This is a genomic window from Paenibacillus sp. PK4536 (assembly GCF_028594455.2).
Lineage (GTDB): Bacteria > Bacillota > Bacilli > Paenibacillales > Paenibacillaceae > Saccharibacillus > Saccharibacillus nuruki.
The window spans coordinates 1,031,537-1,054,033 of record NZ_CP126313.1; the positions used below are offsets into that span (position 1 = coordinate 1,031,537).

The 22,497-nt window shown below is 39.3% G+C and carries 21 protein-coding genes and 1 riboswitch; of the genes, 7 read left to right on the forward strand and 14 right to left on the reverse strand.

The window, feature by feature from the left end:
- Positions 1 to 104, reverse strand: a riboswitch (purine riboswitch).
- A gap of 574 nt (positions 105 to 678) precedes the next feature.
- From PO903_RS04800 to PO903_RS04810, 3 genes are all read right to left on the reverse strand, one after another.
- Positions 679 to 1,611 (reverse strand): dihydroorotate dehydrogenase, encoded by a 933-nt coding sequence (locus PO903_RS04800; RefSeq protein WP_273592765.1) that lies wholly within the window; start codon positions 1,609 to 1,611, stop codon positions 679 to 681.
- On the reverse strand, positions 1,592 to 2,338 hold the full coding sequence (locus PO903_RS04805; RefSeq protein WP_273592766.1) for a dihydroorotate dehydrogenase electron transfer subunit: 747 nt from the start codon (positions 2,336 to 2,338) through the stop codon (positions 1,592 to 1,594). The genes PO903_RS04800 and PO903_RS04805 overlap by 20 nt, the downstream gene beginning before the upstream one ends.
- A 115-nt stretch (positions 2,339 to 2,453) precedes the next feature.
- Positions 2,454 to 3,485 carry a YdcF family protein gene (locus PO903_RS04810; protein ID WP_069326541.1) on the reverse strand — a complete coding sequence of 344 codons (1,032 nt, stop codon included), beginning with the start codon at positions 3,483 to 3,485 and terminating at the stop codon, positions 2,454 to 2,456.
- Between the two features lie 182 nt (positions 3,486 to 3,667).
- Between PO903_RS04810 and PO903_RS04815 the strand changes: the two genes are divergently transcribed.
- From PO903_RS04815 to PO903_RS04835, 5 genes are all read left to right on the forward strand, one after another.
- A complete protein-coding gene (locus PO903_RS04815; RefSeq protein WP_273592767.1) occupies positions 3,668 to 4,036 on the forward strand; it encodes a YxeA family protein in 369 nt (122 codons plus the stop codon).
- A gap of 144 nt (positions 4,037 to 4,180) precedes the next feature.
- Positions 4,181 to 4,888 (forward strand): response regulator transcription factor, encoded by a 708-nt coding sequence (locus PO903_RS04820; protein ID WP_273592768.1) that lies wholly within the window; start codon positions 4,181 to 4,183, stop codon positions 4,886 to 4,888.
- Positions 4,885 to 5,880, forward strand: coding sequence for a sensor histidine kinase (locus PO903_RS04825; RefSeq protein WP_273592769.1), 996 nt, complete (start codon positions 4,885 to 4,887; stop codon positions 5,878 to 5,880). Before PO903_RS04820 ends, PO903_RS04825 begins: the two co-directional genes overlap by 4 nt.
- A gap of 101 nt (positions 5,881 to 5,981) precedes the next feature.
- Positions 5,982 to 6,746, forward strand: a complete 765-nt coding sequence (locus PO903_RS04830) for an ABC transporter ATP-binding protein (RefSeq protein ID WP_069326537.1) — start codon at positions 5,982 to 5,984, stop codon at positions 6,744 to 6,746.
- The gene (locus PO903_RS04835) at positions 6,721 to 8,613 is read left to right on the forward strand and encodes an FtsX-like permease family protein (RefSeq protein ID WP_273592770.1); all 1,893 of its coding nucleotides are present in this window, start codon (positions 6,721 to 6,723) and stop codon (positions 8,611 to 8,613) included. Before PO903_RS04830 ends, PO903_RS04835 begins: the two co-directional genes overlap by 26 nt.
- Before the next feature lie 148 nt (positions 8,614 to 8,761).
- Here the strand turns inward: PO903_RS04835 and PO903_RS04840 are convergent, their stop codons facing one another.
- From PO903_RS04840 to PO903_RS04855, 4 genes are all read right to left on the reverse strand, one after another.
- Positions 8,762 to 9,856: a metallophosphoesterase gene (locus PO903_RS04840; RefSeq protein ID WP_273592771.1), complete on the reverse strand. Its 1,095-nt coding sequence runs from the start codon at positions 9,854 to 9,856 to the stop codon at positions 8,762 to 8,764.
- Positions 9,857 to 10,306: 450 nt separating this feature from the next.
- Positions 10,307 to 11,752, reverse strand: coding sequence for a DEAD/DEAH box helicase (locus PO903_RS04845; protein WP_273592772.1), 1,446 nt, complete (start codon positions 11,750 to 11,752; stop codon positions 10,307 to 10,309).
- Positions 11,753 to 11,943: 191 nt separating this feature from the next.
- Positions 11,944 to 12,519, reverse strand: coding sequence for a hypothetical protein (locus tag PO903_RS04850; protein ID WP_273592773.1), 576 nt, complete (start codon positions 12,517 to 12,519; stop codon positions 11,944 to 11,946).
- Between the two features lie 135 nt (positions 12,520 to 12,654).
- A complete protein-coding gene (locus PO903_RS04855; protein WP_273592774.1) occupies positions 12,655 to 13,761 on the reverse strand; it encodes a discoidin domain-containing protein in 1,107 nt (368 codons plus the stop codon).
- A gap of 249 nt (positions 13,762 to 14,010) precedes the next feature.
- Here PO903_RS04855 and PO903_RS04860 point away from each other — a divergent pair, with 249 nt between their 5' ends.
- The gene (locus PO903_RS04860) at positions 14,011 to 14,910 is read left to right on the forward strand and encodes a PhzF family phenazine biosynthesis protein (RefSeq protein ID WP_273592775.1); all 900 of its coding nucleotides are present in this window, start codon (positions 14,011 to 14,013) and stop codon (positions 14,908 to 14,910) included.
- A 59-nt stretch (positions 14,911 to 14,969) separates the two neighbouring features.
- On the opposite strand, the gene PO903_RS04865 is transcribed toward PO903_RS04860, so the two are convergent.
- The 3 genes from PO903_RS04865 to PO903_RS04875 all read right to left on the reverse strand — a co-directional run bounded on the left by PO903_RS04865 (position 14,970) and on the right by PO903_RS04875 (position 16,946).
- A complete protein-coding gene (locus tag PO903_RS04865; RefSeq protein WP_273592776.1) occupies positions 14,970 to 15,473 on the reverse strand; it encodes a GNAT family N-acetyltransferase in 504 nt (167 codons plus the stop codon).
- 73 nt (positions 15,474 to 15,546) lie between these two features.
- The gene (gene greA, locus PO903_RS04870; RefSeq protein ID WP_069326531.1) at positions 15,547 to 16,032 is read right to left on the reverse strand and encodes a transcription elongation factor GreA; all 486 of its coding nucleotides are present in this window, start codon (positions 16,030 to 16,032) and stop codon (positions 15,547 to 15,549) included.
- Between the two features lie 236 nt (positions 16,033 to 16,268).
- Entirely contained in the window at positions 16,269 to 16,946 is a 678-nt protein-coding gene (locus tag PO903_RS04875; protein ID WP_069326530.1) for a TIGR00266 family protein, read from the reverse strand.
- A gap of 263 nt (positions 16,947 to 17,209) precedes the next feature.
- On the opposite strand from PO903_RS04875, the gene PO903_RS04880 reads away from it, so the two are divergent.
- Positions 17,210 to 18,703, forward strand: coding sequence for a peptide MFS transporter (locus PO903_RS04880; protein WP_137224075.1), 1,494 nt, complete (start codon positions 17,210 to 17,212; stop codon positions 18,701 to 18,703).
- 88 nt (positions 18,704 to 18,791) lie between these two features.
- Here the strand turns inward: PO903_RS04880 and PO903_RS04885 are convergent, their stop codons facing one another.
- Genes PO903_RS04885 through PO903_RS04900 form a run of 4 tightly spaced genes read right to left on the reverse strand, consistent with a single transcriptional unit; the run spans position 18,792 to position 22,277 of the window.
- A complete protein-coding gene (locus tag PO903_RS04885; RefSeq protein ID WP_069326528.1) occupies positions 18,792 to 20,087 on the reverse strand; it encodes a glycosyltransferase family 2 protein in 1,296 nt (431 codons plus the stop codon).
- A complete protein-coding gene (locus PO903_RS04890) occupies positions 20,080 to 20,223 on the reverse strand; it encodes a hypothetical protein (protein WP_175425122.1) in 144 nt (47 codons plus the stop codon). The genes PO903_RS04885 and PO903_RS04890 overlap by 8 nt, the downstream gene beginning before the upstream one ends.
- Positions 20,224 to 20,255: 32 nt before the next feature.
- Positions 20,256 to 21,161: a GGDEF domain-containing protein gene (locus tag PO903_RS04895; protein WP_273592777.1), complete on the reverse strand. Its 906-nt coding sequence runs from the start codon at positions 21,159 to 21,161 to the stop codon at positions 20,256 to 20,258.
- Positions 21,162 to 22,277, reverse strand: coding sequence for a glycosyl hydrolase family 8 (locus PO903_RS04900; RefSeq protein WP_137224081.1), 1,116 nt, complete (start codon positions 22,275 to 22,277; stop codon positions 21,162 to 21,164).
- Positions 22,278 to 22,497: the final 220 nt, after the last annotated feature.

Genomic DNA, 22,497 nt, shown 5'->3' on the forward strand with positions numbered 1-22,497 from the left:
CCAAATACATGCTTCACTCATAGTCAGATCATTACAGTGGTGATCCGGTAGAAACTTTTGGGCCATATTCCCAATATTATATGAGGTCGATTGCCGATTTCTCGCACAATCTGTATAAAATTATATATGTATACTACACGTATTCATGTAACGTTTCAAGAATAATTTTCATATTTTCATAAGAAGGCATTTTTTTATAACCTATTCTACTTCGACAAACCATTTTTTCAAATTATTTTCTGCTTCAATATAGGATTCAATAGAACAGAGATAAACAAATGAGCTAACCCGATAGTAGAAGCTACAAACACAATAAATATACCCGAAATCACATATTCTCTGTATCCTAAGATGATCATCAATACTACAAAATTAAGGATATATACACTACCTATATACATTTTCACTCTTTTGGGATGCGAATTGAAATATAAAATAACTTGTAATAACGTAGAGAAAAATAAAATATAGAAAGCAGGCATAAATATAATCAATATGGCGAGATCATAAAATAATAAGAACTCATTTGACAAAGAACTACTTGGCCAATGCACGATTACTCCGTAGGAAGAAAGAATAGCAGATGCCATCATCCAAATGTAATAAATGTATATCAATTTGCTCTCCTCCTACATCGTAAATTGTAATACTATAGTTATAAAATACTTCTAAACAGTATCACACTATTCCACGAATCTCATCTAGCGATTGCACCTTTTCTTTTTCCATCCAAGCGGTAAGACCTGCGACTAATTCTTCGCCTGCATGCAAATTCACAAAATTATACGTCCCGATCTGCACAGCTTCCGCTCCAGCCATAATGTATTCAACGATATCTTCTACAGAGCTAATACCGCCCATCCCTACGACTGGAATCGATACAGCATGGGAGACTTGATGCACCATCCGCAAAGCAATCGGCTTGATCGCAGGGCCAGATAGACCTGCATACATATTATGAAAAGCACTGCGTCGCTGATAAATATCAATCTTCATCGCCGAAAAGGTATTTACGAGTGATACCGCATCCGCACCTTCTTGCTCACACATATACGCCATCGCTACAATATCCTGTGCATTGGGCGATAATTTGACCATTAATGGAATAGAAGTAACCTGTCTGACTTCTCGCACAATTTGGCGAGCCACTTCGGTATCTACTCCGAATTGAATACCGCCTTCTTTGATATTAGGGCATGAGATATTCAATTCTAAAAGATCGACCGCTTGTTGCCCCTGACGTTGACGTAAGTCACAAGCTTCGCTGATCTGCGCCGCACCATTTACGTATTCTTCCAGATTCGCTCCACCCAAATTGGCAATCACAGCTGTATTGCTGGCTACCATATAATCTAATTCATTTTCCAAAAAAGAAGCGACTCCTGGATTCTCTAGACCGACACTGTTCATCATGCCTGAAGGTGTCTCTTGTACCCGACAACCGGTATTGCCTGAACGTGGATGTAACGTCAGACCTTTGCTGGCTATACCGCCAAGTATACTGAGATCGTAAAGTTCACCATATTCTCGTCCAAATCCAAAAGTTCCCGATGCCATAATAATCGGATTACGTAAAGCAACACCTGCTAGATTACATATGAGAGAGATCATTCCAATTCACCTCCTCAGCTGTAAATACAGGGCCTTCTTTACAGACACGCCGATTCCCATGAACCGTCTGGATGGAGCATGTCAGACAAGCGCCGATGCCACATGCCATTCTTTTCTCAGTCGAGATATAGAGTAATGTGGAAGCACGCATTGCTTTTATTTTCTTCGCCAATGCTTGTAACATTCCCGCAGGTCCACATGCCATAATTACTGAATACAATGTAGGATCAATGATATCAGTTATCTGATGATATTGTCCTTGAGTGATATGAATCTGATCGGCTCTATCTACCATCTGCTCGAACGATTCAACTGCAAAAGACTGATGATTAAATCCTAAATAAATCTCTGCTTGATGGTAATGCTTGGCGGCTAATAGTAGTGGCGCTACACCCATTCCGCCACCAACGAGAGCAACCGATTCATGCTCATCTACGATCGGGAATCCATTTCCAAAAGGGCCGGACAGTTGAATCTCTTGCCCTGCTTGTACATTCGCAAGTAACGTTGTCCCTCTACCTGTCACTCTATACAAAAAAGCGATATAATCATCGCCTTGATCGTGAATACTTAGTGGGCGAGATAACAAAGGATCGGTCATCGCTATCCCTTGCATAGCACAAGGTCGTACCATATAAAATTGCCCCATGGCTCCTGCCCACTGCCCTGCTACCTTGATCACATACACGCTTGGAGCTACTTGTATATTCGATATAATATTCGCCATACACACTTCCCCTTTTCACCGTTCACTATCTTACAGGGAAGTGTAGTATTTGGTTGTAACTATTTTCACAGTCTTTGATTTTTTGCATTTAGATCTTTTTTGAATCTAGATCTTTTTAACGTACCAGATTGATATTGAACAGACTCAGCCCCACAACCGTTAGTAAAATCAATGCGGTCATCATCACATGGACTTTTTTGTACATCACTAGAATAGCTATATATTCACGGATAAATGCATTCGGCAAATAATAAAAAGCAGTACGTGAGCCGACACCATCACCGTTGATTCCTGCTTCTCGTGCATAGATACCAGCACGGAATAAATGGAAATTGTTCGTCACAAAAACACAGGAATATGGTTTTCCTGCCATGCGTTCATCCATTTTTTGTTTGGAAAATTGCATATTTTGTAGCGTATTAACCGATTGATTTTCGACAATAATATGGTCATTGGGGATACCTTTGGACAATAGATAGTCACGTATCGCTTCAGCTTCAGCAACCGTCTCATCACTACCTTGTCCACCAGAAGCAACAAATAGAGGCGGTGTATGTATTTTGCGTTGACGATCATAAAAAGCAATCGCACGATCAATACGACTCGCTAATAAAGGAGGAACACGATCTTTGATTAATCCACTTCCTAAAATAATCATAAATTCTTGACGAAGCTTCACTCGATTGAGGTTGTACAATGTCGAAGAGGCAAGATAACAGATAAACAAAAACCCATAATAAACAAAACACAATTGAATAAAAATAATAAATGGTTGCAAAATACCGACTGAAGGCATAAGAAAAGTAATCACTGGCAAAGTGGCAATACCAATCCCCGCAAGCAAAGATAGCAAGTTAGGTAATTTCCAGCCTTCTTTGGATAATAGCGTTCGTCCATTGTAGATCAGTGCTATTCCAATCACTAACAACATCACAGGCGAAAGTAGTAGCAAAATAAGCACTAATAGCAGACCGATATAGGGAATAACGCCATCCAGATTACTAATTGCATACACAATTGAACTGAATAAAAGTAGCAATATTCCTATCGTCAGAAAGACTCCATTTCGTACCCGCCGCTGATCGATTGCGTAATTGATAACGAACAAGATAAGAAAAAAAACAGTCAAACTGTATATATAAATCACGTATCTTCCTCCTGTTGTCTATGTTCCGTTTCTAGTCGTCCTTTTTCTTTTTTAGCATATCGAGTTCAAGTTATACATCAACTTACAACGCTGTAAGATAGACGTAAGGCAAATCGATAGTGTCACTTATCTGTTAAGCGTAAAGTGAACGGTAGTATTGCTATACGAAAGGAAAAATCACTATGCGTAACGGAACCAAGCTTTTACTATTTGTACTTACGATCTTTATATTGCTTGTGATTACACTGGTTAGTCAATTATCTGAACGGGATCTTGCTAAGCTTAATCCGTGGATACCCAAGCAGCATTATTATGTACAGGTTCATCATTCATCATCTACCCAATCTTCTTCATCAGACAGTACTGTCGAATACACATTACCCGCATGGGATGACAAAGGAAACGCTCAAACGATTACATTTTCCGGTATACATCCATTACGGGAAGGTACTTATCTACAATTGATCCTCAAAAATAACGAAGTGCTCTCTTATCAGGAAATAGCTTATCCGCAGATTCCCGATTTGGCACAGCAACATTTGCATCGTTAACCGTCCAAATAGCTTCTATTGAAATGCAGGGTATCACCAAAAAAGGTCTCTCTTTCTGCTTCTATTTACGATAACATGGAACAGAATAGAGTTCTTTCTCATGTCAAAGATGAATAAGAACATTGATGTAAGGAGCGAATAAATATGCAGACCCTTTTGATCGTGGAAGATGATCGTAAGATTGCTGAGTTATTACAATCGTATATTGTGAAATATGGCTACCATGTTATTGTAACCACAGACTTCGAACATGTGCTACAACAATTTCAACAAGAGCAACCTGATCTGGTTCTGCTGGATGTGAATCTTCCCAGTTATGATGGATATTACTGGTGCAGACAGATTCGTGCACATTCAATCTGTCCGGTGATCTTTATCTCTGCACGTGCAGGTGAAATGGATCAGATTATGGCGCTTGAAAATGGAGCCGATGACTATATTACCAAACCATTTGATTATGGTATCGTTATGGCGAAAATTCGCAGTCATTTACGGCGTGCATATGGTGAATATGCATCCAAACATGAAGAATTGATTTGGCACAAAGAAGGTCTAGCCTTGTATCCTGAACGGCTTGAACTTCATTACAACAATCAAAGCGTCTTATTAACGAAAAAGGAAGCTGATATTATCGAAAGTCTGATCGAACGCCATCCACGGGTAGCCAGTCGGGAAGCATTACTTGAAAAGCTATGGGATGATCAGACGTATGTCGATGAAAATACACTTAACGTCAATATCACCCGTGTACGCAAAAAGTTTCTAGACCTCGGACTCATAGATGCTTTAGAAACAGTGCGAGGAATCGGGTATCGTCTTCATGTCGCCTGGAATAAGGATAGTTCATTATGAAGCTGTTTCTCAAAGAACATCTGCTACTGATCATTATTCAAATCATTCAATTTAGTGCTGTGATGGGCATTTATTGGTTGGATGGCTATCGACATACAGGGCCTGCACTATATTCGATTATGTTGGGCTTATTTTTGTTAAGTGGGTATTTAGGATATCAGTATTATAGTCGTCGTCAGTATTACCGCCGCTTACAAGAACCTTTGCTATCGTTAGATGACTCGATACAGCGATTGGATCAAGCTCCTGTGGCAGAAGCGTTAGAGCAGTTGTTACGCCAGCAATATCGGTATTATCAACAACAGCTTGCTACGATTCAACAGCAACAGCAACAACATCTCACCTTTATGAACCAATGGGTACATCAGATGAAAACGCCTTTGTCAGTGATCGAACTGACCGTACAGGATATTGATGAACCTGAATTTGCTAGTATTCGTGAAGAATTAGAACGGATGAGTTCAGGGTTGAATACGATTTTGTATATGGCGAGATTGCGGACATTTGAACAGGATTTTCATATTCGCATGATCTCTTTATCTGAAGTGATTCGCGAAGTGGTACAAGAACACAAGCGTCTATTTATTCGCAATCAAGTGTATCCTGATGTACAGATCAAAGATGGTGATTTATGGACAGAGTCTGATCAGAAATGGCTATTTTTTATGTTGTCTCAACTGGTGATTAACGCTGTCAAATATTCTGCACATACTCATCATAAAGTGATGATTTCTTCATATATTCGTCATCAGCAAGCGGTTATAGAAGTGAAAGATCAGGGTGTAGGCATTCCTGCTTCTGATATCAAGCGTGTTTTCGAACCTTTTTTCACCGGCGAAAATGGACGGCGTTTTCGTGAATCTACAGGGATGGGGTTATATCTAACTCGTGAAGCCGCTCAGCGTCTGAATCATCAGTTAGAGCTAGAATCGACGGTAGATGCGGGTACGACTGTACGTATTATTTTCCCATCGTATCAACGTAAACACTAGCTTACACCGCTGTAAGGTGATTGAAAGAGAAATCGATAGTTCCTCTTCCAAGTTCTATCTATACTGAACTTATGTAATCAATCACCGAGGAGGAAAATGACATGCTACAAGTCAATCAGGTTAGCAAGATCTATGAAGGTAAAATAGCGTATCAAGCGCTCTCTAATATTCAATTTACGATAGAAGATGGTGAATTTGTCGGAATCATGGGTCCATCAGGAAGTGGCAAAACGACCCTACTGAATATGATTGCTACCATCGACGAACCAACAACCGGCGAGATTTTGATCCATGATCGTAATATTAATCAATTGAATAAAAATGAACTTGCGAAGTTTAGAAGACGGGAATTAGGATTTGTATTTCAAGACTTCAATCTACTGCATACGTTAACGGTCGAAGAAAATATTGTTCTACCCCTTACACTCGATGGCGCTAAAGTTAGCGAAATGAAATCCAAAGCAGCCATCATCGCCGAACAATTAGGCATCTCTGCGATTATGAATAAACGCACCTATGAAATCTCGGGCGGACAAGCTCAACGTGCGGCTATTGCGCGCGCCATGATTCATGCTCCCCATCTTTTACTAGCTGATGAACCTACAGGAAATCTGGATTCCAAGTCTGCTCGTGATGTTATGGAACTACTGGAAAAGATCAATCAAGAACAACAGACAACAATGATGCTGGTGACTCATGATCCATTAGCAGCTAGTTATTGTCAGCGTGTTATTTTTATACGAGATGGTAAGTTCTATAGCGAGATTCATCGTGGCGAACATCGTCAGACGTTTTTCCAAAAGATTATTGATACCTTGTCACTGCTAGGGGGTCACGCTAATGACATTTCGTCAATTCGCGTATAACAATGTCGCCCGTAATAAGCGCTTGTATGCCGCTTATTTTCTAAGCAGTATGTTTACCGTTATGGTCTTTTTCACCTTTTCGATCTTTGCGTATCATCCTACGTTAAACGGTAATGGACTGAGTCAAAATGCCGCTGCTGGATTATCTGCCGCCAAATGGGTAATCTATGTATTCTCATTCTTTTTTGTACTTTATTCGATGAGTTCTTTTTTACGATCACGGCAAAGAGAATTTGGATTATTGATGATGCAAGGGATGTCTACAGGGCAATTACGCCAGATGGTTTTTTTGGAAAATATGATTATTGGATTTGCCGCCACGTTAGGTGGAATTGGACTGGGGCTTGTGTTCGCCAAAGTGATTCTGTTAATCGGTGAACGGATGCTTGTACTGGAAGAAACACTATCTTTTTACTTTCCTATACAGGCAATTATTATCACGTTTATTTCATTTATGATTCTGTTTGTGTTGATCTGCTTATTTATTACAGCTATCCTACGTAATCGTACATTAATTACGCTGATCAAAAGCAATAAGACCTCTAAAGGAGAACCTAAAGCATCGATCTGGTTATCACTTATTGTCATACTGCTGATTGGAAGTAGTTACTTGATCTCGCTACGTGCTTCAGGTGATCAGGCGATTTATTTACTAGTGCCTATTATCATTATGGTGAGTATCGGAACGTATCTGTTATTCACACAATTGAGCGTATATATAATTCATCGCCTTAAAGAACGCAAATCTTTTTTCTGGTACAAAACCAATATGTTACTCCTTTCCGATCTCGCTTATCGGATGAAAGATAATGCTCGTACATTTTTCCTTGTCGCTATTGTATCGACCGTCTCATTCTGCGCGATTGGTTCGTTATATGGTATTCAATCGGTGTTGATCGCTAATACCACATCGTATAGCACTTATCCAATAACGTATTTCTCGACAGCCAAAGATACTGCGCGAGCACAACATCTTCAGTATATTAACGATACATTGAATACACATGCGATAGACTTAACCCCTGCTACATTACACGTATTACGTTATAAAATTTCTGAGTCTGCGGATCAAGTCAGTATTGTTCGTCTGTCCGATTATAATGCCTTTGCTACTTTGTTAGGAGAGCCTACAATAACATTGACTGATCAACAAACGGCTATTCGAACAACATCAACGATTGGCAATCGTTTTAACGATGAACTGATCAACAAAAACATCACTTTAGAAAAAGGGCTTTCGATTCAGACCGCTTCTCAAGCGACTTTATCTCAAGTTATACCCGCGCTAAGTGAGTATCTCGTCGTCCCTGATATATTTTATCAAAAACTACAACACCCGACGACAACTGACCAAATTGATGTGTGGAATGGAAAAATGGATTCGTCTACGGCTATTCAATTAGCGCAAGACATTCAACAGTCGGTCAAGCCTTATCAAGCCCATTATGTCTTCTTTGCTAAAGAGTATGAAGTATATAGCCAGAAGCAACAATTTGGCTTACCACTCTTTATGAGTTTATTTATCGGTATTGTATTTTTTGTCTCCGCAGGTAGCTTCTTATACTTCCGTCTATACAGTGATCTAGAAGAAGATAAGCAGAAGTTCAAAGCAATCTCTAAATTAGGGCTAACCACCAAAGAACTAACTAAAGTGTTAAACTGGCAGATTGCCTTACTGTTTTTCGCTCCGATTGCGGTTGCTTTGATTCATGGAGCGGTTGCTTTGACTACATTATCGAATATGTTCCACTATTCCTTGCTCAAAGAATCCAGTATTGTACTAGGTATTTTCTTACTTATACAAATGGTTTACTTCTTTATTGTACGTCACTTTTATATCGGACAAGTAAAATCAGCTTTGCGCTAGATGTTAAAATACATGCAATAACATAACAAAAAAAGCTTCCTGTTCACCACCATTCGCTGGCGTGTCATCAGGAAGCTTTTTACGTATATTGTCACTACATAGGATACGTACAGCATGATGTTAATCAAGTGCTGTATCGGATCTGATTTTATTTTTGGAAATGAATATCAATTTCGACAATCTCTGAGCGTGTGCCTATTCTCATCGGTGTTCCCCAGAATCCATATCCTGACGATACAATCGAATGAAGTTGCCCTTTTTGCAAATAGCCCCAATCGTTCTCATAGATACGATTTGTAATCAACTGTGCTGGAGCGACCTGTCCACGATGGGTATGACCGGAGACGACTAGATCGGTTCCTAATGTCTGCTCAGCATCCAGTTCATATGGTTGATGATCCATCACAATAATCGGCTTTGAATGATCGACTGATTCTAGCAATTTCGCTAATTCGGCGCGTGGACGATCGCTATAATCTTGACGACCCACCAGTGTAATGCCATTATCCAACACAATCGATTCATCATACAGGATATTCAGATCACTATCATCCAGCACTTGAATCAAATTGATCCCTTTTTCAAAACGATCATGATTCCCAAGAGACGTGTATACAGGGGCTTCGATCCCTTTAAGAATATTCGGAATATCGGTTTTGACAAAGTACGGTAAATTATCGTCGATCACATCGCCCGGGAATAATACCAGATCCGGCTTTAATTCGTTGATCATTTTTACCATTCGTCTCGCATGAGATTCATTGGATAGTACACCGAAATGGGTATCGGATACCACAATGACTTTCATATCTGACTTGCCTGTCACCGGCTTATCGATCTGAATATCATAGTTACGTACGACAGGACTATAAGCATTAAACATTCCGATAGTCGCTACAATCACAAACACAAGCAATGTACTCCATCCCGCCCATACAATGACTAGATGTTGAGATAAGGATGTAAAACGAGTTATCAATACTCCTAAGTTCATTACGGGTAGCCACAATATCAAAATGTATAACATCATAAACCAGAATGCACTTATTAACTTAATGGTGATACTTTCACGTACCCAGAAGTTCAAGAAGAATGAATAAGCTAAAATAAGCAACACCACAACAAAGATATATCTTACAAAATGATGATCTGGTAAAACCTGTCCAAACCATACCCAACCATTCCATCCCATATACAGCAAGATCAGATTATACACAACAAAAACAATGATTCCGATTAACAAATAGGTTGACTCCTGTCTCTATTATATAATGATTACTTTTTGCTTGTTACTATCTCTATATAAGTATATACGATATACAATCATGTACCAAATGATAAAAGTATAATTTATTTCTTGATTACAAAAATACGTAAATACATACTAAGCTAGACTTCATTTCTACTACTTACTTAGCTATCGGAGGTTACTATCCTGCGTCTGAACTACTTGGTCCTCTTGAACTACTCAAGTTAGAGCAGATGACTACTCTGGAATTTCTAAGTTAGGATCGTGAAGCTCGTGTGCGCTATGAAGCCGCCAGAAATTTTTGCATGATGAAGCTTCACTTGTCGATTCTGCAATGGCAGAAGGCGAACGCCGTGGTGTTGAAGCTGGTTTTCAAAAAGGAATTGAACAAGGTATAGAAATAAGTAAGAGCCTATCAATAGTGATAGGCTCTTTTTTTCAACTTTATTTCAACGCTTTGTGCACTTTGAGTAGTTTACCTTTAACTGTCGTATCCTTCATCACTTTCAAAACATGAGGACCTTTACCGTTCAGAATCTCAACATATGTCACATTATCTTGAATCGTAATAATTCCAATATCTTCAGCGGTTACGCCTTCGATACGAGCAATCGTCCCTACGAAATCGACAGCACGCAGTTTTTTCTTTTTGCCACCATTAAAGTACAATTTCATAATTTCTTTATTCAACTGCTCACTTTTGGCAGGTTTACGTTCTGCACGAATCCCCATTTTACCTTCAAAAGCTTCACGCGCACGATCCACTTCTACCGCATCAGGAGCTTCTTTATGCGGAATGGCAAATCCAATATAGTCTTGAATTTCACGCAAAAATTTATCTTCAAACGGAGTCACAAAAGTGATCGCTAGACCGCTTTTGCCTGCACGTCCTGTTCGTCCTGTACGATGCACATAGCTTTCTTTTTCCAGCGGTAGATCATAGTTGATCACATGTGTAATATTGTCGATATCAATTCCACGAGCAGCCACATCGGTTGCTACCAGATAACGGAATTGTCCACGTTTGAAATCTTCCATCACAGCAAAGCGATCTTCTTGCAGCATTCCGCCATGAATCTTAGCACATGTGTAATCATTAGCGGTTAACCGCTCACTTACCATATTCACGTTATCCTGTGTACGACAGAAAATAATACAGCTATCTGGATTTTCAACGACTGTAATATCTTGCAATAATGTGAATTTGTCTGAATCTTTCACTTCGTATAATGCATGCTCTATCGTTGCTGTCGTAAGCCCTGTCGCTTGAATCTCAATATGCTCAGGCTGACGCATATGACGGTGACACAGACGTTCGATATCTTGTGGTAATGTTGCAGAGAACAATAACGTCGTCCGGTCTTTAGGCAATGCTTTGATAATATTTTCAACCTGCTCAATAAAGCCCATATTTAGCATTTCATCGGCCTCATCGATAATGAGGAATTCTATTTTGTCCAAAGCCAGTGTGCCCCGCTGAATATGATCCAATACACGTCCAGGTGTACCGACAACGACATGACTTTTCTGTTTTAATTCAAGTGTTTGCTTCGCATAAGGTTGTTTTCCATAAACGGCTGTCGCTTTGATTCGTTTAAAGCGCCCGATATTTGTAATATCTTCTTTCACCTGTGCAGCAAGCTCGCGTGTAGGGGTTAAGACTAACGCTTGGGGTTTATTTTCGTTCCAATCCACTAGCTCACACAATGGAATCCCGAAGGCAGCCGTTTTACCACTACCGGTTTGCGATTTCACGACAAGATCTTGACGCTCTAGTGCAACTGGAATGACTTTTTGCTGTACTTCAGTAGGTTGTGTATAGCCCAGTTGTTGTAATGCTTTTAAAATATCTTCACTTAATTCATACTCTTGAAAATTAGACTGACTCATGAAATACCTCTTCTTTTTATAAATTAACATGTTCGATCGCTCGACCCAACATGCTGAATAATGAACATACACTTACTTGGATAACGATACCCAGCGATCATGTAACAGATCATATCTACTTTGACTCACTCTATCCAGTATACGCTATATTGGTAAGTAACATTTGAGAAAATAGTAAAAAAAGCAGTATCTTACTTCTCAAATTCAATAATAGTGATCCTTTTTAATAATTCTTCGACTTCTGTTGTGACTTTATCCCAGATGATGGTCGCTTCTTGCGCTAACACATGTTGACGATCTGTATCATTTCCTGCTTGAAGAGGATGGCAAATAGCTAACGTTCTTCTTGCAAACACATGCATAATAGCTGAAGTATCTACACCTTTTCCAGTCAAGTGATCTAATTCCAATTGGTTAAAATAATAATCCAGTTCCTCGGATAATTTACTGCGAATCTTAGTCGTGTCTTTACGAGATAAATCTGCATCTTGAAAAGCTAATTCGATAGCCGTCGTCATCATATATCTGGCTTCGTATCGATTGAGAGCGTATTGTTGGTGTTGCATATGTAGTAGGAATGCTAATTGCAAAGCAGTCAGTCGGAACCAATATAATTCCGCGCTGATCGTATTTATTTCTTTGGTTGATAATAGCAACGAAGACTTCTGAGCAAGAGAAAATCGTTCGCTTTGAGGCAAACGAATAAGTGATCTGGCAATTTGTCGTGTAGCTTTTCCCAAATGGATACGAGTAGGTAGTTGATCCATAGTAACGATATCTCCTTCAATCCAGCAAAATAGACGTAATACAACTCCTTACCCATTACGTTCATAAAGGAAAAAGTAGCTATCTATTCCACAAATGGAATTCGATAACTACCTTTATCATACTACTTTTTTATTTTAATATTCGTTAGCATCAAAAGTAATAATTTTATCAAATACTACATTTTCAGTTCTTGCTTTGAAAGGTCCCATATTCCATGTTTTGTTGAAAGTATAACGGTTAGGTCCTGTTCCATTAGCTTTAGCATCATACCAAGATACAAATTGAGCATACTCAGAACCACTCAAATCATATTCTTTTTCTAAACCATTAACCATAGTAATAACCAACAGAACACGACCACCTGATGGCGTAGTTGTTCCTGTTGTTAGTTCTGCATTAACTTCGTTAGAGTTATAGCTTTCGCCTGTAGGTAGAACTGCTGAAACTACATAATAATAAGCTTGGTTTTTATCTGCTTTAGTATCTTTATAAGTAGCTTCAGTTACATTTGTAGCAATTGTCTCATATGGGCCACCAGCAGTAATAGCACGTTTTACATTATATGCTGTAGCATTTTGCAATGTATCCCAAGTTAAGCCAACTGTTGAAGTAGCTTTGTCAGGTGTAGCTACTAGATTTTTAGGCATCACTGGAGCATCTTTTCCAAATAACTGCATTTCGTGAATAGAAAGTTTTACATTGTCTGATACGTTTCCATTGTTACCCGTAATATTTATACGGTAGAATTTATAAGCTGTAGTATTGCTTAAAGTAATTTCTTTAGCGGTTGGATCTTTCCAATCAGAGATATTAGATTGAGTATCTAATGTTGTCCAAGCTGTGTTATCGTTCGAAGCTTGAAAATCCCAGTTTTTAGGAGTCCCTGTATCAAAAGGTTGAGTGCGAGCAGAAGCACTAGGACCATAATAAACAGTATATTTTGATACTACAGTTGCCTGATTAAATTCAAATGCTAACCAACCAGTAGTTGATCCTGTTCCCCAAGCTGTCCAAGCATCCGGAACTTTCGTACTATACGATTTTTTACCATCAAATGCTTTCCAAGCAGGCAATCCGCTATATACTGCACTAGCACTAGCTTTTCCTACAGTAGAAGTATCTGTAGTCATTGTAGGAATAAGACTTGTATACGTATCTGTTGCAGCATATGTAGAATGACTCCATCCTAGTATTGCTATAAAGCTCAAAAACATAATTGCACTTAATAATTTCTTCTTCATAATCTGAATTTTCCCCTTTTGATTTCGTATTTATTCAACCTATTTATATTGCCTTATTGTTTATCGGTATTTGAGTTACCACTTGTTAGAGTAAAATTCTTTATTATACAAATCTATGAAATACATACGGGATTGACTTCTTTTCACTAATAGATTCAACGAACTATTTTACAAATGCTTCAACAACGTATATGATGTTTATATCGAATTATCTCGATATATCTATTATATAAAAAGGAGTGATTTTCTTTGAGAACCATTAGAGTGTATCATGTCGATGCTTTTACAGATCAACCTTTCACGGGTAATACCGCAGGTGTGGTATTAGATGCAGAACATTTAAGCAGTCTAGAAATGCAACAGATTGCGCGAGAATTGAACTTATCCGAATCGGTCTTTTTACTTCCTTCCGATCAAGCAGATATAGATTATAAAGTAAGATATTTTACACCTACTGAAGAGATTCCTTTTTGCGGACATGCGACGATCGGCTTAACATGGTTATTAGCTACAGAACTTGGACTATCTCAGCAACAAGATGGCGTCGTTCTAGGTACACAAGCAGGTGCAATTCCAGTCGTATGGCATCAACAAGACGGCAAAATACAACGGGTCGAAATGACACAAGTTACCCCACAGATTCAGCCTTTTACTATAGACCTTACTACACTTAGTGCTATGATTGGTGTTCCTGTTGATGCAATCGATCCTGCTTATCCGATTCAACTCGCCCATACAGGGAACTGGCATCTACTTATTCCTGTACATACACAGCAAGCGATCGATCAAGCTAACCCTGACCTTATCGCTCTCAGTCAACACAATCGACAGCACCAGATTGCGACCACCCATCTCTACACATTTACGCCACATCAAGAATATGATCTGTATACTCGTGATTTTGCGCCTGCGATAGGCATTGCTGAAGATCCAGTAACAGGTGCGGCAAATGGAGCTTTAGCAGGCTTTTTATATTTAAATGGAATTATTCCACAAGATCGGACTACAGCACTTCAGATCGCGCAAGGGCATGCGATTGGCAGACCCGGTCTACTGTATGTACAAGCTATCCCTAAAGGTGTAGATAATCCGATCATCAAAGTCGCTGGAGCAGCAACGATCACGATCCGAGGGGAATTAAGTATTTAAATTAGATAGAATAGAAAAAGGCAAAGCTCTTAGTATATACGGCTTTGCCTTTTTTATCGTTAATCGAGTTCCAATACCATTCGTTCTTCGTCCCAATACTGCCCCTCATACTTCAACGCATTCTTTTCCAAGCCACATACTGTAAAGCCTAGACTCCTATATAATTGCTTAGCTGCCCTATTTCCAGAAATGACAGTCAATCCGATCTGCTCTAATCCTTCCAGTACACTGGCTCTTTGTACCAATTCTTTCATCAACGCTTTGCCTATCTTTTGACCTCTACAAGCGGGTGATACGTACATCGCATAGATGTTGCCTTTATGTATCGTTTTAAGATGTTGTTCTCTAACAAAAGTCACCATTCCTACAAGCTCTTGCTTATCAAAACAACCTAATGTAAATCGTTTACTTGAGGGTTGAAGCTTATGTTGTATCTCTTCGATCGGTTTGGAGACTTCGCTATCATATGTAACTAAAAAAGCTTCAGGATTTTCTTGTAATGACCTTAATCGAAGTGCACGATAGGACACTGCATCTTCACTTGTTAAACGTCTGATGTCCATCTTATCCCCTCCTACCCTGATATAAAAAAACAAAGCCCTCAGAAAATCTTTGGCTTTGCCTTTTGAACTGCAATTATACGATTTTGATTTCCAACAGTTTATATTTGAATGTTCCCATAGGCGCTTCAAAAGTAATCGTGTTACCGACTTTTTGTCCGATCAACGCTTTACCTAGCGGGCTTTCATAAGATAACTTGTTGTTAATAACGTCTGCTTCAGCAGGTCCGACAATTTGGTATTCGATATCTTCACCGAACTCCAAATCATGTAGGAGTATCGTAGAACCGATACTGACTTTGGAAAGATCCAAGTTATCTGCATTTACGACCTGTGCATTACGTAACATTTTTTCTAAAATCAGAACTCGTGTCTCCATAAATGCTTGATCGTCTTTTGCCGAATGGTATTCGCTGTTTTCTTTCAAGTCTCCATAACTGATTGCCAGTTTCAGACGTTGTGACAACTCTTTACGGCGTGGTCCCTTCAGTTCTGCAAGCTCATCTTCCAGCTTATTGATACCTTCTCGGGTCAATATAATTTCTTCTTTTTCCTTAGCCATGTGCTCAACTCCCTCTTTAACAGTATACGCTATATTGGCACACTTTCGTTACTTTAATTGTAAAATAAAGTGATTAAATTTAAGAGGTATGCTGTTCTGATCGCAATAAAACGCATACATTGGTTAATCATCAACTTTCATCCTTATTGTTATTGCCTTCTAGATCTGTATCTCAATAATAAAAGCCAAGCACATCTCAGAGAATCTGAGTTAGCTTAGCTTTTTCGGTAAAATGCTTATTTATTCGGAATAAATTGCTTAATCCAACTACCAAAACCAGCAGGATTACGAGATTGGATCAAAATCACACCTTCACCGCGGAAACGACAAACGATTCCTTCTCCACTGGTGACACTGGATAACCAGCCTTTCGATGCTTTTTCGATCTGATAATTCATATAACCCGGCCATGCGACAAGGTGAGCATTATCGACAATCACTTCTTCCCCATGAGCTAGATTAATCGCATGAATCGACCCGTAGGAAGATAAGAAGACTGTGCCTTTTCCACGAATTTCAATAATAAAGAATCCTTCACCTGAAAATAACCCTTTTTTCAGATTTTGCATCTGTGTGCCGACTTCGATGCCTTCGGTCCCAGCAAGAAAACCGTCTTTTTGTACATACAGACTATAGGATCCATCTAATTCAACAGCAGTAACATCTCCTATACTGGAAGGGGCAAGTAATACTTCTGCTGGGCCACGAGTGGAACGCAATTCTTGAAAAAAGAATTTTTCTCCAGTTAACATACGACCTAGACCGCCCATCAGTCCGCCATCCATCGTTCCTTTAATATCTACATTTGGAGACATAGAGACCATAGCGCCTGACTCGGCTTTGATCGCTTCTCCTTGCTCTATATGTACCTTCAACATGGCAAACGCGCCTTCATACAAAATATCATATTTCATCTTTGTTCACCTATCCTCTCAATGTATCAAGCTTATTTTATATTATGACATTTCACCTTTGGCGTTGTATATATGCGCTCGGTTCAATCGTCTCGGCAATTTCTCATTGATGATATGAAGAATATGTTGTATTCTGATGGTTCGATTGCTGAAGTGACGTGTAAATATTTTCGATAGCCCTATATGATGATATGTAAATATTTAACGTTCTATTCTGTATTCTATCATGAAAATAAAAGATGTTCAGAGCAGGAGGTTCATTTGTGTCAGATGTGAATAAGCAACAAGTTGTAGACAGTGTACCGCAGAAAGGATTCTTCGGTCATCCGAAAGGATTATTCACTTTATTCTTCACTGAATTCTGGGAGCGATTCTCTTATTATGGAATGAGAGCGATTCTTGTATTCTATATGTACTATGAAGTATCTAAAGGCGGACTCGGCTTCGATGAAGCAACCGCACTTGCGATTATGTCCATTTATGGATCACTCGTCTACATGTCCGGTATTATTGGAGGTTGGTTAGCTGATCGGGTATTTGGCTCATCCAAAGCGATCTTCTATGGCGGAGTCTTGATTATGATCGGTCATATTGTGCTCGCTATTCCAAATAGTGTACCGCTATTATTCGTATCAATGGGCTTAATCGTACTCGGTACAGGATTACTCAAACCAAACGTTTCGAATGTGGTCGGCGAAATGTATGCGGAGAGCGACAATCGTCGTGATTCCGGTTTTAGTGTTTTCTATATGAGTATTAACTTGGGTGGATTTATCTCACCATTGATCGTCGGTGGATTGCAGACCAGTTATGGCTTCCATTGGGGCTTTGCTACAGCAGCTATCGGAATGTTTATCGGGCTAGTCGTTTTTGTGTTGACGAAAAAGAAAAATTTAGGTCTAGCAGGTACAGTCGTGGGTAATCCATTATCTGCTGACGAGAAGAAAACAACGATCAAAATTTTTGCAATCAGTGCTGTGATTATTGCGATTATCGTCGCTATAGCGATTATGATGGGCTGGTTAACGTTAAAATCTTTTGTAACTGTAGTGGCTGTACTCGGAGTACTTATTCCAATCTGTTACTTTGTCACCATGTATCGCAGTAAAAAAACAACTGATGTAGAGCGTTCGCGTCTACTTGCTTATATTCCATTATTTATTGCGGCTGTGATGTTCTGGTCGATTCAAGAACAGACATCAACTGTACTCGCAACCTATGCAGATAAACGGACGCAATTGGACTTTATGGGTATTCATATTGCTCCTGCTTGGTTCCAATCGCTCAACCCGTTATTTATTATTGCGTTATCACCTGTGTTTGCAGCAATCTGGCTGAAGCTTGGTAATCGTCAACCGATTATTCCACGTAAATTCTCATTAGGATTGTTGTTCGCCGGGTTGTCTTTCTTGGTTATTCTTATTCCTTCTTACTTCGGTGGTGAAAATGCACTTGTAAGCCCGCTGTGGCTTGTACTGAGCTATTTTATTATTGTCGTTGGGGAATTATTCCTTTCTCCTGTCGGGCTGTCTGCAACCACTAAGCTTGCTCCTGCGGCTTTCTCTGCGCAAACGATGAGTCTATGGTTTTTATCCAATGCAGCAGCGCAAGCGATTAATGCGATTCTTGTGCAATTTTATAGCCCGGATACAGAAATGATCTATTTCGGAGTGATCGGCGGCGTGTCGATTGCGTTAGGTGTTATTCTGTTTATTATGGGACCTAAAATTCAAAGCTTTATGAAGGGCGTACTGTAAAATAAATAAGTACACTCTAATAAATAAAAGCCAGCCTCTACAATAGAGACTGGCTTTTATTTTGTTTTTATAATTAAAGCTTATTATTTTAGCCAAAGCGTTTGGTTTTGTACCATTTGCTTTCTCTACCTGTAATTCGATCATACGTAATCGAGAAGAATGCTTTGACCGAAATAATCAGGAACAGTTGCGAATACGTGAAGTACGAGACGCACGATAAAATAAAGTTACGTGTATTACTTTGTCCGATATCTGTCGCCAGTGCCATATTAATCTGCAATACATAGATATAATACATCAGTGCCCAACCAATCACGAGATACACATACACATCGCCTACAAATTGGAATGGCGAAATCACTGCTGGATTAAATAGCTCAATGATCTGATACACAATATTGGCGAGGAAAATGATATCCGAGACGATAATCGCAATCATAAACCAGAAGTAGCTAGCCGCATAATACATCACATGAAGCTTAATACGCCAGCTTGTTTTATCGAACAAATGATGAATATTGTCCATAACTACGCTGTAATTGCCTTTCGACCAGCGTTCCCGTTGCTTCATATAAACACTAAGTAGTTCCGGTTCTTGTTGGTACGCTTCAGCTTGTGGAGCCAGTGCAATTAACTTGCCACGGGTCAAAATTTCAAATGAAATTGCGGTATCTTCGGTAATCGCCTGAGGGTCCCAACCACCGATCTCTTCCATCAAGTCTTTGCGTACGATAAAGTTCGTACCCGGAATCGTTCCAAGTCCAAATAACTCCCACATGCCTGTGTGATGAACACGCTGAATCGTAATCAGCTCTAGATTGATACAACCGGATAGAAAGTTTTGACTGCGATTCCGTGCTTTGTTACGACCAAATACAGCGCCATATTTCTCCGGTTGTTCCATCGCTTTTTGAGTAAGAAAAAGAAGTGCATTTTTCTCAGGTGCAGCATCTGCATCATATACACATAACCATTCCCCTTTAGAAATGACCATTGCATCATTCAATGCTCCTGATTTCCCTCCGCTACCGGTACGTTCCATAATGGTAAAGTCCCGATCACGATAAGGCGGCTTATCTTTCAACTCTCGCAGGCGACTTGCTGTATTATCGCTACAATTATCAGCAACGATAATAATCTGTACTTTTTCTGGTGGATAATTAAGCTTGAGAATATGCTCTACAGTAGATATGATCACAATCTCTTCATTGTGAGCAGGTACGATCACGGTAACACTTGGGAAATGATCCATATTTTCAGGAATCACCGTCGGGATTTTGTTCTGCTTAAACATAAAACGAATCGCGCCCCACATAATCACAATGGATTCAAATACAGCGATCCAAATACTCATAATCGAGATGAGTAAAATAGCATCAGACATGATTTTTCCCCCGGTCATACTTTCTATTTACATTGGCACGAAAAACCAGTGTCATGATCGTCAATACAATAATAGCGATCCCAAATAAACTGCTAATTACAATACAAAGCGGGATAAACCAACTCGTATATTCCATGTATTATTACCTCCTTTTCAATAGACATTGTGTTAGATATATTCTGCAATCAAATCCGTCTCGGTGTTGCGTTCCAAAGCAGCAATAATCTCATCAATATTCTCGTATGTGCTAAACTGCTCTTTTTGAAATACGAAAGCTCCTGCACGAATAACCAGCTTCAAGTCATTGCCTTTTTTGTCCAAAAATTTCATATCCATCATGGCATTCTTGATCCGATCGGTTAGTAATTGTAAATACTGCTGATCTGTCATAGGACACAAAATAATAAAACGTCCATCTTCAATCGAAAATTTATAATCTTCATAACGAATCTGCTTCTGAATCGTCTCGGACAACTCTAGCAATAGTTGCGAGTATAGCTGACTGCCTAACGATTCTTGTACCAATGCCAAAAATTCGATCTTGAACATCGCTACCGAGAATGTGTATCTATCTGAATAACGTCTGGCTAAATTCGATTGCTTCACTACCGTATCGCCTAATGCTTTTTTATTACCTAACGATGTATACAAATCCACTTCTGGATCACGTTTACGTAAAACTTCTAGGCGCTCACTGACCCTTTTGTTACGGATCAATGTCGATTTGATAAACGCGGCTATTAGAATATTGGCAGGAATCAAAAACAACTCAAAAAAGATCAACGTATTTACAGGCGCATATGTCACCATCCATACAAAATAAGTCACTAAAAATATAAAAATAACAACTACTGCAATGCCCATAGAAACTACAAATCCGAATAATAAAGCACACATCGCAACGATATTTAAAGATATTTCTAGCAGACTATACGAGTGGCTGGTATAGATATTGAAAAAAACAAGAATTTCTTGCACCATCGCAAGTACAATCAAAATAATATAACCCCATGTCATCTGGCTAATAAGGCTCGTATTCGTACTTAATTCTTTACGTTTCCGACTCGTTCTCATTTACTTCGTTTCACTGCCCTTCTGCAAAAGTGTCTCCGCTAAAAGAGGAAATAAATTATCAAAAATATGGGTGTCGCCATCAAATACATAGCCCCCCGGATAAGCTTGATCCCAGCCTCGCATCGTCAACATTTGAGCATATAACTGTTCTGCCCAAGCCTGATCTTTCTCCTGAAGGGCTAATAAGATTGCGAGTCCGTAGACTGCTGGTGATTCGTAAGCCACATCTGCTGTCTGGTCTGCACGCTTATAGCGACCGGCTAATTGATGGTGTTGCTCAAATTCTTTTTTCATAAAAGCGGTCAATTCGAATGAAGGTTGCCCCAATTCACTACGATGCAGAGCCAAAATCAATTGATCAATCAGATTAATCGTATCGTCATAATTGTATTTGCCTGTAGCTACACTATACGTTCTAGGGTAAAACACTCCATCATTCGGAGTATTCCGCAATAGATCGGTGTACTTGTTATACTCTTCAGCAGAAATCATATTTGTCTGCTTCATCTGTTCCAGAGCAGGGACATCAATATACGTTAAGCTCAGGACATCTGCAGAATATCCGTGTTCAAAATCATGATAGTCTACCAGATAACCATGTTGTTGATCTGAAGCAAGTAATGTATCGACAATTTGCTTGGCTGTTGTGGTATAACTCTGCTGTTGCCATTGTGTAGATGCTTGTAATAATGCACCTACGATTCGCAGATCATCACCCAGTGCATTCGTATTCACTTTGGACTGGCCATTCGGCTCTAATTTCCAATAAATATAATGCTTCTCTGGATTCAAAAAATACTGATTCAACAACGTATAACTGTGTTCAAAACTCTTCTGATCATCGGTCATTAATGCATATTGCATCCATAATCCTAACGATTCAGACAAGGCTTCTTTCCCTGCGACAATATCAGGATTGGTTGAAGGAGCAGGTAAAAGACGACTGGCTAACGTTCCATTTTCATTGACCATGTGTGATGTAATAAAGGTTGCTGTAGGGGGGATGCTGGGTTGAGACCGGTATGTATAGACTCCCCATATAATTCCGATGACGATAATGAATGCTAGCATAAAGAACATCCATTTCTTTACAAAATGATGTTGATTTCTTCTCATATCGTTCTCCTATGGTGTATGTTCTTATTTTCCGTTAGCTCGTGATGATACTCTATTTATCGGCTAACTTTTGATAGATAATTACTTTTTATTTCAAAATTCGACAAGATGTGCGATCTGACTATGATTGAGCTACGATCGATGCATTATAAAATAAATTAAAAAAAAAGCTGCCGAAGTTGACCGACAGCTCGCATTTTCACGTATTTATCTAGTTAAC

Bases quoted from the DNA above. Each gene is read 5' to 3' on its own strand.
- PO903_RS04800 (WP_273592765.1), bottom strand. From the start codon at position 1,611: ATGATCTCTCTCATATGTAATCTAGCAGGTGTTGCTTTACGTAATCCG.
- PO903_RS04805 (WP_273592766.1), bottom strand. From the start codon at position 2,338: ATGGCGAATATTATATCGAATATACAAGTAGCTCCAAGCGTGTATGTG.
- PO903_RS04815 (WP_273592767.1), top strand. From the start codon at position 3,668: ATGCGTAACGGAACCAAGCTTTTACTATTTGTACTTACGATCTTTATA.
- PO903_RS04820 (WP_273592768.1), top strand. From the start codon at position 4,181: ATGCAGACCCTTTTGATCGTGGAAGATGATCGTAAGATTGCTGAGTTA.
- PO903_RS04825 (WP_273592769.1), top strand. From the start codon at position 4,885: ATGAAGCTGTTTCTCAAAGAACATCTGCTACTGATCATTATTCAAATC.
- PO903_RS04830 (WP_069326537.1), top strand. From the start codon at position 5,982: ATGCTACAAGTCAATCAGGTTAGCAAGATCTATGAAGGTAAAATAGCG.
- PO903_RS04835 (WP_273592770.1), top strand. From the start codon at position 6,721: ATGACATTTCGTCAATTCGCGTATAACAATGTCGCCCGTAATAAGCGC.
- PO903_RS04845 (WP_273592772.1), bottom strand. From the start codon at position 11,752: ATGAGTCAGTCTAATTTTCAAGAGTATGAATTAAGTGAAGATATTTTA.
- PO903_RS04850 (WP_273592773.1), bottom strand. From the start codon at position 12,519: ATGGATCAACTACCTACTCGTATCCATTTGGGAAAAGCTACACGACAA.
- PO903_RS04855 (WP_273592774.1), bottom strand. From the start codon at position 13,761: ATGAAGAAGAAATTATTAAGTGCAATTATGTTTTTGAGCTTTATAGCA.
- PO903_RS04865 (WP_273592776.1), bottom strand. From the start codon at position 15,473: ATGGACATCAGACGTTTAACAAGTGAAGATGCAGTGTCCTATCGTGCA.
- greA (WP_069326531.1), bottom strand. From the start codon at position 16,032: ATGGCTAAGGAAAAAGAAGAAATTATATTGACCCGAGAAGGTATCAAT.
- PO903_RS04875 (WP_069326530.1), bottom strand. From the start codon at position 16,946: ATGAAATATGATATTTTGTATGAAGGCGCGTTTGCCATGTTGAAGGTA.
- PO903_RS04885 (WP_069326528.1), bottom strand. From the start codon at position 20,087: ATGTCTGATGCTATTTTACTCATCTCGATTATGAGTATTTGGATCGCT.
- PO903_RS04890 (WP_175425122.1), bottom strand. From the start codon at position 20,223: ATGGAATATACGAGTTGGTTTATCCCGCTTTGTATTGTAATTAGCAGT.
- PO903_RS04895 (WP_273592777.1), bottom strand. From the start codon at position 21,161: ATGAGAACGAGTCGGAAACGTAAAGAATTAAGTACGAATACGAGCCTT.
- PO903_RS04900 (WP_137224081.1), bottom strand. From the start codon at position 22,277: ATGAGAAGAAATCAACATCATTTTGTAAAGAAATGGATGTTCTTTATG.